The organism is Mesorhizobium sp. BAC0120, assembly GCF_033542235.1.
GTDB lineage: Bacteria > Pseudomonadota > Alphaproteobacteria > Rhizobiales > Rhizobiaceae > JAWRCU01.
Genome location: NZ_JAWRCU010000012.1, coordinates 1 through 12,060, shown reverse-complemented (window position 1 = coordinate 12,060; position 12,060 = coordinate 1). Strand labels below are relative to the sequence as shown.

Annotated in this window: 11 protein-coding genes and 1 pseudogene; 4 read left to right on the top strand and 8 right to left on the bottom strand. The window is 61.7% G+C overall.

Annotated elements, in window-relative coordinates; genetic code table 11:
• Positions 1-91: 91 nt before the first annotated feature.
• Positions 92-341, top strand: a pseudogene (locus tag SAZ10_RS23495) (hypothetical protein); the annotation flags it as partial.
• Here SAZ10_RS23495 and SAZ10_RS23490 read toward each other — a convergent pair.
• The 7 genes from SAZ10_RS23490 to SAZ10_RS23460 all read right to left on the bottom strand — a co-directional run bounded on the left by SAZ10_RS23490 (position 295) and on the right by SAZ10_RS23460 (position 7,085).
• On the bottom strand, positions 295-1,269 hold the full coding sequence (locus SAZ10_RS23490) for a helix-turn-helix transcriptional regulator (RefSeq protein ID WP_318611824.1): 975 nt from the start codon (positions 1,267-1,269) through the stop codon (positions 295-297). The pseudogene SAZ10_RS23495 and the gene SAZ10_RS23490 sit on opposite strands and share 47 nt — an antisense overlap.
• 645 nt (positions 1,270-1,914) lie before the next feature.
• Positions 1,915-3,477: a glutamine-hydrolyzing GMP synthase gene (gene guaA / locus SAZ10_RS23485; protein WP_318611823.1), complete on the bottom strand. Its 1,563-nt coding sequence runs from the start codon at positions 3,475-3,477 to the stop codon at positions 1,915-1,917.
• A gap of 120 nt (positions 3,478-3,597) precedes the next feature.
• On the bottom strand, positions 3,598-4,056 hold the full coding sequence (locus SAZ10_RS23480) for a PaaI family thioesterase (RefSeq protein WP_318611822.1): 459 nt from the start codon (positions 4,054-4,056) through the stop codon (positions 3,598-3,600).
• Between the two features lie 81 nt (positions 4,057-4,137).
• On the bottom strand, positions 4,138-4,836 hold the full coding sequence (locus SAZ10_RS23475) for a cyclic nucleotide-binding domain-containing protein (RefSeq protein ID WP_318611821.1): 699 nt from the start codon (positions 4,834-4,836) through the stop codon (positions 4,138-4,140).
• A 17-nt stretch (positions 4,837-4,853) separates the two neighbouring features.
• Positions 4,854-6,143: an RsmB/NOP family class I SAM-dependent RNA methyltransferase gene (locus tag SAZ10_RS23470; protein WP_318611820.1), complete on the bottom strand. Its 1,290-nt coding sequence runs from the start codon at positions 6,141-6,143 to the stop codon at positions 4,854-4,856.
• Positions 6,144-6,240: 97 nt separating this feature from the next.
• Positions 6,241-6,525, bottom strand: a complete 285-nt coding sequence (locus SAZ10_RS23465; protein WP_318611819.1) for a type II toxin-antitoxin system Phd/YefM family antitoxin — start codon at positions 6,523-6,525, stop codon at positions 6,241-6,243.
• Positions 6,526-6,572: 47 nt separating this feature from the next.
• A complete protein-coding gene (locus SAZ10_RS23460; RefSeq protein WP_318611818.1) occupies positions 6,573-7,085 on the bottom strand; it encodes a GNAT family protein in 513 nt (170 codons plus the stop codon).
• A gap of 185 nt (positions 7,086-7,270) precedes the next feature.
• Between SAZ10_RS23460 and SAZ10_RS23455 the strand changes: the two genes are divergently transcribed.
• Positions 7,271-7,948: an MIP family channel protein gene (locus SAZ10_RS23455; protein ID WP_318611817.1), complete on the top strand. Its 678-nt coding sequence runs from the start codon at positions 7,271-7,273 to the stop codon at positions 7,946-7,948.
• 72 nt (positions 7,949-8,020) lie between these two features.
• Here the strand turns inward: SAZ10_RS23455 and katG are convergent, their stop codons facing one another.
• Positions 8,021-10,213 (bottom strand): catalase/peroxidase HPI, encoded by a 2,193-nt coding sequence (gene katG / locus SAZ10_RS23450; protein ID WP_318611816.1) that lies wholly within the window; start codon positions 10,211-10,213, stop codon positions 8,021-8,023.
• Between the two features lie 268 nt (positions 10,214-10,481).
• Here katG and SAZ10_RS23445 point away from each other — a divergent pair, with 268 nt between their 5' ends.
• Entirely contained in the window at positions 10,482-11,417 is a 936-nt protein-coding gene (locus tag SAZ10_RS23445; protein ID WP_318611815.1) for a hydrogen peroxide-inducible genes activator, read from the top strand.
• A 56-nt stretch (positions 11,418-11,473) separates the two neighbouring features.
• Positions 11,474-11,779 carry a hypothetical protein gene (locus SAZ10_RS23440; RefSeq protein WP_318611814.1) on the top strand — a complete coding sequence of 102 codons (306 nt, stop codon included), beginning with the start codon at positions 11,474-11,476 and terminating at the stop codon, positions 11,777-11,779.
• Positions 11,780-12,060 lie beyond the last annotated feature (281 nt).

The following is a 12,060-nucleotide window of genomic DNA, read 5'->3' as shown; positions in this document are numbered from 1 at the left end:
AGCCCGAGTGCCATCGTCGCTGGAGTACGGCCGAGCAACCCAGCCTTCGTGCATGTGACCTACGAGGCGGACCTGCCAACGAATCGAATAGTTGACCGACAGCGGCTTGTGCTTCGTCGCGAACGACGCCAAATCCTTGTTGCGAGATAGCGGCTTGGAGCCTTGCTCGACGCTGTCGCGCTGCCCGCAGTCGAACGCATGGCTCACGCCTTCGTTAGAACTTTGGAGCGCGACTATGTCTCGCCGAAACCGTCGTCGCGCACTTGCCGCTCTGGTTCGAGCATTACAATGCTCTCAATATTCTGATGACGACCGCCGAATCTGCGAAGGGGTCGCATTGAATCGCCTGCGAAACGCTCGGCTGAACGTAGACAGATCGGAAAAGCCAACGTCATAGGCAATTGCGGTGATCATATTGGAATCTGCATCACGCTCTTTGAGAAGGCGGAAGGCGAGATCAAGTCTGGAATCGCGTACGAATTCGGTGAAGGTGGTCCCTTCCCTCTCGAATAGTCGTTGAATATAGCGCGGCGTAACACCTTGGCGATGTGCGATGGTGTCGATGTTGAGACCAGGATCGGAAAGATTCTGGAGAATATCTTGCCGCATGAGCCGGCGCCGCGCGGCCGCTTTGCTGTGTTCATTTCGCGCGGCCCCTCCACGCACGAAGCCATCAAGAACAAGGGCGGTGAGATCATAGACATGGCGGGCCGCCATATCTCCCGCCTTGGCCGAAACCGGTGGGTGGCGGCGAAGCGTCTCGACATAGTTCGCCAAGAGCGGCATGCCATCGGCTGCCGACGGAATTAAGTAACTCGCCTCCAATTCAAGGCGTGGAGCGAGATCCGCAATTATATGGCGATCGAGCGTGACGGTGTTGACGGTCGTGGGTTTGTTGTAGAAGAATTCATGGCAGGTTCCTTCATTCAATAACATGACATCGCCAGCGGCGACCCTGAAAGGGGCCTTTCCGTCGACCGAGATCTCATGATCCTGATTGTGGATCAGAAGGAGGTAATGTTCCCGGCCATCCCGGAGCAATTCGCGAGTCCGGGCACCGCTAATCGGCGCATAGAACCCGCGGCCCACCGTTAAACCACTAGGTAGAGACATTGCCTCAATGTCGATGCGGACATTATCGGGGTCCGAGGGAGCAAGCTCCCGCCCTCCGACGTGACGAGCCAGGAAATCATGTACGAAGGAGAGCCGCTCCCTACGCGAAACGTCTTCCGTAGACAGTCGCCGCAATGGGAATGGGACGGAGCTCAACCAGCCTTTCCTTTCGAGTTATCCATTCAACGACAACCGATCTTTTCGAGAATCAGCACGTCATAGAATTCGTTTCAGAACCGTTCTGGTGGAAGTTTACACGAGCTCCCAGCTCACTGTCTTGATGCCCGACGAACAACTATTTTGCGACCCGCGAACATCCTCTGCGCAATGCCCTTTTCTAAACGGCAGACTCCACAGTTCGTTGCAACACTTCGCGCGTGGAACATACGGTAGGGGGTTTAGATTCAAAGCGGCAAGAAAATCATGTCGAAAGGTCTAGACAACGATTTACGGTGCCATGGTGATGGCGGGGCTTTTGGTGATCCCCGCAAGTTCAGATTTGTCGCCGATGCCTTCTTGGCGCGGATGCGAATCGTCCAGTGAGTTCGGTAGAGGTGACGGCCCAGTACCTGCTAAGCCTCATCGCGGGCGAGATCCTGTCACCTTAACCGGGAAAGACGGGCGCGACGGTGGCCACCGAGCCGTCCGATGATCAGCATCGGGCGAGGTCCGTTAGACAGTCCACCGCCCGCGATCTGTGCCCACCGATAGATGCGGATCGCCATCGGCAGGAATGTCTTTATCTTTCAGTGAATCACGTCGTCCTGTGGCGCATTTTGGCATAACCTCGGATGGGCGAAATCATTCCCACTCGATCGTCCCCGGCGGCTTCGACGTGACGTCGTAGACGACGCGGTTGATGCCCTTCACCTCGTTGATGATGCGGGTGGCGGCGGCGCCGAGGAAAGCCATGTCGAAATGGAAGAAATCGGCAGTCATGCCGTCGACCGAGGTGACGGCGCGTAGCGCACAGACAGAGTCGTAGGTGCGGCCGTCGCCCATGACGCCCACAGTCTGCACCGGAAGCAGCACGGCGAATGCCTGCCAGATCGCATCGTAGAGGCCGGCCTTGCGGATTTCGTCGAGATAGATCGCGTCGGCCTGGCGCAATATGTCGAGCTTGTCGCGCGAGATCGCGCCGGGAACGCGGATGGCAAGCCCTGGTCCCGGGAACGGGTGGCGGCCGATGAAGTGCTCCGGCAGGCCAAGCTCGCGGCCGAGTGAGCGCACCTCGTCCTTGAACAATTCGCGCAGCGGCTCGACGAGCTTCATGTTCATGCGCTCTGGCAGCCCGCCGACATTGTGATGCGACTTGATGGTGACCGAGGGGCCGCCGGTGAAGGAAACGCTCTCGATCACATCGGGATAGAGGGTGCCCTGCGCCAGGAAATCCGCGCCACCGACCTTCTTCGCTTCCTCCTCGAACACATCGATGAAGAGCTTGCCGATGGTCTTGCGCTTGACCTCGGGGTCGGAGAGACCTTCGAGGGCGCCGATGAAGCGATCCGATGCGTCCACATGAACGAGCGGGATGTTGTAGTGGCCGCGGAACATCTCGACGACTTCCGCCGCCTCGTTCTTCCGCATGAGGCCGTGGTCGACGAGGATGCAGGTAAGGCGTTCGCCGATCGCCTCGTGGATCAGCACTGCGGCAACCGAGGAATCGACGCCCCCGGAGAGGCCGCAGATCACGCGGCCGTCTCCAACCTGGGCGCGGATTGCGGCGATCGCCTGGTCCTTGTAGGCGGCCATCGTCCAGTCGCCGGTAAGCCCGGCGATGTTGCGCACGAAGTTCCTGAGCAGCTTGGCACCATCCGGCGTGTGCACGACCTCAGGGTGGAACTGGACGCCGTAGAATTTCCTCCCTTCGTCGGCGATCGCCGCGAAAGGCGCGCCGGCTGAAGTGCCGATGACTCGGAAGCCCGGCGGTATGGCCGTGATCTTGTCGCCGTGGCTCATCCAAACCTGGTGGCGCGTGCCTTTCGCCCAAATGCCGTCGAACAACGCGCTGTCGTCCTCGATGTCGAGGAAGGCACGGCCGAATTCGCGGTGATGCCCGACCTCGACCTTGCCGCCGAGCTGCGCGCTCATGGTCTGTTCGCCATAGCAGATGCCCAGCACAGGAACGCCGGCAGAAAATACAGTGTCCGGCGCGCGCGGGCTGCCGATGTCGACGGTGGAATGCGGGCTGCCCGAGAGGATCACCGCCTTCGGCTCGATGCGCCTGAAGGCTTCCTCGGCCTTCTGGAACGGCACAATCTCGGAATAGACGCCGGCCTCGCGCACGCGCCTGGCGATCAGCTGCGTCACCTGGCTGCCGAAATCGATGATGAGGACGGTATCGGGATGTGCGGGGTTCTTCATGGCGGGCCTTTAGAGAAAAAGGTGAGTCGGCGCAATGGGTTGAACCGGGCTTCGGCAGACGGCCTCATAAATCGCTGCAATGGATCAACGTGCAGATATTCGGTCGAGTGGTCGACGCGTTCAGCCCGCGATTCCCTCGCGGCCCGTGATCGTCATCATCGTGCCCGTCATGGTGGCGATGAGCTTGGCTTCGCCATTGGTGCCGAAGGCATAGGCCTGGCCGTCGGCGACGATGATGGTGCGACCGGGCTTGGTAACGGAACCGCGGAACAGGAAGCGCTCGCCCTTGCCGGGCGCGAGCAGGTTGACCTTGAACTCGATGGTGAGCACCGAGGCGTTTTCCGGCATCAGCGAGAATGCGGCATAGCCGCAGGCCGAATCCAATGCGGTCGAGATCACGCCTGCATGCAGGAAGCCGTGCTGCTGGGTGAGCGCCGCCGAGTACGGCATTTCGATCTCGACGATGCCCGGCGTTACAAGCGTGAGCTCTGCACCGATCGTCGCCATGGCGGCCTGCCGTGCAAAGGACGCACGCACGCGGTCTTCGTAGTCGGCGTCGGGTACTGGCTTGGCATCCATGGCGTCACTCGCATTTGAACTTTGTCAGCTTATCACAGGGCAGGCATGGGGAAGGCAAGCCGATAGAGTTGGTCGGGCAGGTCAAACCGGGCTCGTATCCAGCTGGTGGCTGGCCTCGTTCATGCGCTCCAGCTTGCCGACGAGGTTCCGGTTGAAGCTGAACTCCAAGGCTTGCCGGATCCCGGGATTTTTCTGCGTTAGCGCCTTCAGCGGCGCAGGATCATAGACGCAGCAACGTACCTCATTGGCCACGCGCACCGTCGCCGAGGCCGGCCGGCCTGTCAGAAAGCTCATCTCGCCTAGGAAATCGCCCGGGCCGCACACACCGACGATCTTGCCGCCTTTCTCGACGCTAGCGGCACCGCGCGCAATGAACACGAGCTGAGGCGCCAACTGGCCTTCCTCCATAAGCACATGCCCGGGCTCGCAAGTCTGCCAGCGCGCCATCTTCAGCATGCGGGCGCGCAGGTTGCCCTCAAGCGTCGGCATAACGGTTTCGATGAAAAGCGCCTCGTCTTCATTCATCGATTTACGCCGTCCCGCCACGGCCATGATCGCCAGCTGGACCGCATTCACTGACGCGAAGATGAACTCCCACATCGCGCTGATGCCGTCCGACACCAGGTAGCCGTAGTAGAAGACTCCGACTATTCCGCTCGCCATTGCGAAAATGCGCAGCCAGCGCATGCTGCTCATCGATACGGACAGGATCACGAGAATGTAGTTGAGGTGGCCGACCGCGTTGATCGGGTTGGTCAGCTGCTCGATGAAATGCTCCATGAAGTCCCCTCATGGGATCAGGCAGTTCGCTGCAATGCCGCGAAGAAAAAACCATCCGTGTGGCTACGGAAAGGCGACAGTATGAGGCCAGCACCGCGATCTATCCGCGCGACAGCCGATTTTCCGGGAAAATGCGCTTCGAACAGGCTCTCGTGATCGACCGGAGCGAAAGCCGCGTCCTGCTTCAAGAGCGTGGCGATCTGCTCCTGGTTCTCCTCTCGAAACAGGGAGCAGGTGATGTAGACGAGCCGACCGCCCGGCTTCACGTAGCGGCTGGCGTCGGCCAGGATCGTGCGCTGCTCTCCGATGCGTGTCTCGAGCTGCTTCGGCGTCAGCCGCCATTTCGCGTCGGGACGGCGGCGCCACGTGCCCGAACCCGTGCAAGGCGCGTCGATCAGGACGATGTCCATCTGACCGACATGGCTTTCGAGCTCGACCGGCTTCGACAGCACCTGGATGTTGCGGTTCTCGGCGCGGCGGATGCGCTCGAAGATGGGCGCCAGCCGCGCCTTTTCCGAGTCGAAGGCGTAGATCTGGCCGCGGTTCTGCATCGCAGCCGACAAAGCGAGCGTCTTGCCGCCGGCGCCGGCGCAAAAGTCGAGCACCTGCATGCCGGGTTTCACGCCTGCAAGCTCGGCTACCGTTTGCGAGCCCTCGTCCTGAACCTCGAACCAGCCCTTCTGGAACGATGGCTCGGCCTGTACATTCGGGTGCCGGCCAGCGCCTTCGATCGGCGCGATGCGGATGCCATGCGGTGCAAGCGCTGTCGGCACGGCGCCTGTGTCACTGAGTTCCGCAACAACCTTGTCGCGCGTCGCCTTCAATCTGTTGGCACGCAGGTCGAGCGGCGGACGTCCGGCAAGTGCCTTCGCCTCAGGCACCCAGTCGTCGCCAAAACTCGCCTGCAGAAGCGGCGCGGCCCAGTCGGGGCAATCGGCAGCGACTGCATCCGGAGCCGTTGTCATGCCCCTTTCCTCGATCGAACGCCGCTCGGCCTCGGACAAAGGCTCAGGCGCGAAGCGGTCGCCCTCCAGGCTGCTATTCAGCGATTCTGCCGTCTGGCCCCACTCGAGAAGCAGTGCGCCGAAGGCAACGGCGCGCGGCGTATCTGCATCGAACAGCCAGCCGGCCGAGCGCCTCCTACGCAACGCGTCGTAGACGATATTGCCAATGGCGGCGCGGTCCCCTGCCCCGGCAAACCGGTGCGAGAGGCCCCAATCCTTCAGCGCGTCGGCCGCGGGACGGTGACGCCGTTCGATGTCGTCCAGAACTTCGATGGCTGCTGCCAGCCTTCCGCCAAGTCGCATATCGGTGATCCCGTCGTCGGCTGCCCGTTTGATGCCTTGCTATATCCGCTTGCAAGAGCGGGCAATACAGGCGGCGATCCAGGAGATACACAGTGGCCTATTTGTCGAAAACGATATCGCGTATCCCTATTTGAGGGCGCTCGTCGAAGTCAAAAATGTCTTCCATCCCTTCCCGCAGCTTCGGGAAATCGAGGAGGTGCTCTACGAATGTATTCTTGGAACGCGCATCAAGTTTCGACAGCCGCTTATAGTCCTGGGCCGAAAGGACGACGACGGCATCAACACCACGCTTGGTGATACGCTGTGGCTCACCCCGTTGCGCTGCTTCCACCACCGCAGAAAACTTGTTCTTCGCGTCCTCAAGAGTCCAAACCTTGCCCATTGCTGGCTCCGATCTGACTCGAGTGTAGAGCTAGCGAGATCGGCTATTCAAGGTTCGCTCGCCGTCAACCCTTTCCGCGCCTCCCAGTCCGGCCTCAACATCGATAGGATCAGCTCGTCGCGATGCCTTCCGAGGAAGAGCACGTTGCCACGGGCGATCCCCTCGGCCACGAAACCCACTGCTTCATAGGTCCGCCGCGCCCGCAGGTTCTCGGGGAAACAGCCGATCCATAAGCGATGGACATTCGTTTCGGCGAAGGCGGTATCGACGACGGCGCGCATCATGGCCTTGCCGTAGCCAATGCCGGGCCGCGCGACGGCGACGCGCTTCACCAGCGTCACTCCATTTGAGGAGGCCCAATTGCGTAGAAGAGCGAAGCCGACCGGCTCGCCGTCGGCCTCGGCAACGAAATAGGCATGTTGCGGGTCGGCGAGCGCCGCGGCGTGCTGAGCCATCTCCCAGCGCCCGACCAACTCGCCATAGCCCTCCAATCTTTCGGTCCGCATCAGGAAGGGAATGTCGGCCGAAGTACCGCGCCGGAGAGCCAGATGCCCGGTCATTCGCGGCTGCTCATCTCATGGGAAGATGACTTCATAAGAAGGATCCAAGAGTCGAGGCAGGATATACAAGGCGATGCTCATTAAGCAATGCGCTGCTTCTAAAGTTTCCGTTACGGGAATACGCTTTGCAGCGATTCGCCACCAGCAATGGCGCGTCATTTACTTTGGTAGGTCTGGAGAGGGACATGAAGACTTATCTGGCTGAAATTCTGGGCACGTTCTTGTTGGTGTTCATTGGTACTGCGTCGGTCGTCACCGGAGGGTTCGGCACGGCATTGCCGATCGGGCAGGAAGGCATCGGTCTCGCGTTCGGCATTGGGGTGATTGCGGCGGCATATGCAGTGGGCCCGATCTCCGGGGCACATCTCAACCCCGCAGTTACGCTCGGCGTTTTCCTTGCCGGCAGATTGCCGGCAAAGGACGTGATCCCATACTGGATCGCGCAGATTATCGGCGGCATTCTCGCCTCGCTCGCGCTGTGGATCATGGTGTCGGGCCAGGCCGGGGGCCACACGACCGGCTTCGCAGCGAATGGGTGGGATCCGAATGCCTACAGCGCCTGGTCGGCATTCATCACCGAAATCATCGCGACTTTCGTGTTCGTAACCGTGATCCTTGGCGTGACCAGCGCCAGTCACACCACCGTGCTCGCAGGCCTGGTCATCGGCCTCACCCTTGCCGCGATCCATTTCGCGGTCATTCCGGTGACGGGCACCTCCGTCAACCCGGCGCGGTCGATCGGTCCAGCGCTCTTCACCGGCACGGCAGCGATCGCGCAGCTATGGCTGTTCATCGTCGCCCCACTGATCGGCGGGGCGATTGCCGGCGTGGTCGCGAAGAGCCGCGTCTTCGAGAAGGACTGATATCCCAAACGCAACAAGGCGCGGCTTTCGCCGCGCCTTGCATTTCCGATCCAGAGCAAAAAGCTCCATTGCTCAGGCGAGATCGAACCGGTCGGCATTCATGACCTTGGTCCACGCCGCCACGAAGTCGTTCACGAACTTCGCTTGAGAATCGGCGCAGGCATAGACCTCCGCGAACGCACGCAGCTGCGAGTGCGAACCGAAGATCAGGTCGACGCGGGTGCCGGTCCACCGCAGCTGCTTCGTCTTGCGGTCGCGGCCTTCGTAGACACCCTCCACCTCGGGCGACGGCTGCCACTCGGTTTTCATGGTGAGCAGGTTGACGAAGAAGTCGTTGGTCAGCTGCTCCGGCCTGTCCGTGAAGACACCGTGCGTGGAATGGCCCGCATTGGCACCGAGCACACGCAAGCCGCCAAGCAGGACAGTCATTTCCGGCCCGGTCAGCCTTAAGAGCTGCGCCCTGTCCACCAGCGCCTCTTCGGGCGCCATGAACTGCAGCTTGCTGGCGCTGATGTAGTTGCGGAAAGCGTCGGCACGCGGCTCGAGCGGGGCGAAGGACTGGATATCCGTCTGCTCCTGGGAGGCGTCCGTCCGGCCCGGCGTGAAGGGCACCTCCACCTCGGTCCCTGCATCCTTGGCGGCCTTCTCGACCGCCGCGGAGCCGCCGAGCACGATCAGGTCGGCCAGCGACACCTTCTTGTCGCCCGTTTGCGCGGCGTTGAACTCCTTCTGGATCGCTTCAAGCTTCGAAAGCACCTTCGCGAGCTGGGCCGGCTGGTTCACCTCCCAGTCTTTCTGGGGGGCCAGGCGAATGCGGGCGCCATTCGCTCCGCCGCGCTTGTCTGAGCCGCGGAACGTCGAGGCGGAAGCCCAGGCCGTCGAGACGAGCTCGGCAACAGACAGGCCGGACGCCAGGATCTTGGCCTTGAGGTCGGCGATGTCCTGGTCGCTGACCAGTTCGTGGTCGAGCGCCGGAACCGGGTCCTGCCAGATCAGCTCTTCCTGCGGAACGAGCGGGCCGAGATAGCGCACCCGCGGACCCATGTCGCGGTGGGTAAGCTTGAACCAGGCGCGGGCAAACGCGTCCGCGAACTCATCGGGATGCTCATAGAAGCGCCGCGAGATCTTCTCGTAGATCGGGTCGAACCGTAGCGACAGGTCGGTCGTCAGCATGGTCGGAACATGCTTCTTCGACGGGTCGTGCGCGTCCGGGATCGTTGGCTGCGCATTCTTCGCCTTCCACTGATAGGCGCCGGCCGGGCTCTTGGTCAGCTCCCATTCGTGCTCGAACAGGTTCTTGAAGAAGAGATTGCTCCATTTCGTCGGCGTCTGGGTCCAGGTGACTTCCGGACCACCGGTGATGGTGTCGCCCCCAAAGCCGGTGCCGTGTCTGCTCTTCCAGCCGAGGCCCTGATCCTCGATTGCGGCGGCTTCCGGCTCGGGACCAACGAAGGAGGGATCGCCCGCGCCGTGGGTCTTGCCGAAGCTGTGGCCGCCCGCGATCAGCGCGACGGTCTCCTCGTCATTCATGGCCATGCGGAAGAAGGTCTCGCGGATGTCCTTGGCCGCCGCCACAGGATCCGGGTTGCCGTTCGGACCTTCGGGGTTGACGTAGATGAGGCCCATCTGCACGGCGCCAAGCGGCTCGGCAAGCTGGCGTTCGCCGCTGTAGCGCTCGTCGCCCAGCCATGTTCCCTCGGGACCCCAGAAGAGTTCCTCGGGCTCCCAGACATCGGCTCGGCCGCCCGCGAAACCAAACGTCTTGAAGCCCATCGACTCCAGCGCGACGTTGCCGGCGAGGATCAGCAGGTCGGCCCATGAAATCTTGCGGCCGTATTTCTGCTTCACCGGCCACAGCAGCCGGCGGGCCTTGTCGAGGTTGGCATTGTCCGGCCAGCTGTTGAGCGGCGCAAAACGCTGCTGTCCGGCGCCGGCGCCGCCGCGGCCGTCGGTAATGCGATAGGTGCCCGCGCTATGCCACGCCATGCGGATAATCAGACCGCCATAGTGGCCGAAATCGGCCGGCCACCAGTCCTGCGACTCCGTCATCACCGCGTGCAGGTCCTTGATCACGGCGTTCAGGTCGAGGCTCTTGAACTCCTCGGCATAATCGAACTTCTCGCCCATCGGATCGGACAAATTGGAGTTTCGATGGAGAACCTGGACGTCCAGCTGATTCGGCCACCAGTCGCGATTCCTGCGCCCACCTGAGCCTCCGCTGAACGGGCATTTGCCGGCGCCGTTTTCGTCAGTTTTTGCATCCATGTTTCGCTCCGATCGTGTTCTGTTCGAGTGGTCGTATATGGAACTATCGTGAATCCCGGAACTCACGGTGACCGGATTTCGCTTCCGGGAACCGGCGCCTCCGCCGAAGTTCTCGCACTTGGTTTTGTCGCGGCTTCGCCTCCTTGCACCATGTTGGCTATGCCGAGATGACCGGCCGGCATCGGCGCCGGCTGGCAGGCCGTCAGTCTAGGCCGGGGACGCAATAAACACAAATTGCGTTTCCTGCTCGCTGCGATAACTTCCTCTTATGATCCGTCTCACACTCCGGCAGCTCCTCTATTTCGAAGCGCTTTCACGCACGTTGCATTTTGGCCGGGCGGCCGAGCATGCCGGTGTGAGCCAGCCGGCCCTTTCCGCCCAGATCGCAGAGATGGAGTCGAAGCTCGATTGCAGGCTGTTCGAACGCGGGGCGAAAGGCGTTCGCCTGACCGAAGACGCGATCGCCCTTCAGCCGCGGATCGAAAACATTCTGAATGCGGTGCGCGAGCTCGAAACGGTTGCCCTGTCGGGCCGCCTCGCCACGGAACGTCGGTTTCGGCTGGGCATCATCCCGACCGTCGCGCCCTACATCCTGCCTCGCATTCTCGCGGATCTGAAAACGCGCTATCCCGCCCTCGTCGTGGAGCTGCGCGAAGCCGTCACGGCCACTCTGGTGGAAGAGGCGAATGCCGGCCGGATCGACGCATTCATCGCGGCACTGCCTCTCGATTATCCCGGGCTCCAGATCCAAGAGCTTTTCACCGACCGCTTCTTCCTTGCCGTCCCGGCCAATGACGACACCATTGTCGCGCCGGTTCCACCGGAGAGCCCGGCATTGGAGCGGCTGATGCTCCTCGAGGAGGGGCACTGCCTGCGCGATCAGGCGCTTGCCATCTGCGGGAACGTCAGGCCGTTGGCGATGGCCAGCTACGGAGCGACCAGCCTTACGACGCTCATGCAGATGGTGGCGCATGGCCTTGGCGTGACGCTTGTCCCGGAGATTGCGCTCTCCGCTGCCGGCGCGACGGGTGAGGTCAGGATCGTGCCCTTCTCCAAACCCGGGCCGCAACGCAGGCTCTGCCTTGCCTGGCGCAGGACAAGCCAGCGCAATCAGGAATGCGCCGAACTCGCAGGCATCATCAGGGAGATCCATGCGCAAAACCATGCGCAAGGGCAGCCCAGACGCCCGGCAGAGCCTCGATGACGAACTTTCATGGTTAGTGGTTGGTTAATATCTATCCGGCGATAAAGATGCGGTTCATGAAAGAAGGTGCCGCAATGCTCTCTGATCTCGTCGACCTCTGCAGAAAAGCGGCTGCGTCCATACAGTCGATCGTCGCGAAAGAGGTCTCCGCCGAGCAAGGGCGGGGCACACAATCAGGCCGGCAGGCAAATATCCACGGCAGCCAACGCGCGCGAACGTCCGCGCGGCGCTGGGCACTCGAAACAAGCGAATATCGTTCGGATTTTGCGGGCGAGGCGCCGGACGCGCTTGTGAACGCCTATCGCGAGGCGACCGAGGGCGACGGGGGCGAACACCTGAGCAGGCGCTCTTTCGTGATCTGAATTGCTCTCTCCGGCAACGCAGGGCCCTTCGATCACCCCTCATCCGACTCGGCGCTTCGCGCCGAGCCACCTTCTCCCACAGGGGGAGAAGGGGGAGCACTACATTTGCGCCTCTGCCAATCTCCAGCGTCGGCGATTTGCAGCAACCGAAAACGCCAAGCTCCCCCTTCTCCCCTTGTGGGAGAAGCGCAACCATTAGCGGGCGAGATGCTGTTGGGGTGCTTTTCTTATCCATGGAGTGCCGCGCTCGACGACGGCATTGGCGAAGATCAGTAGCTTTC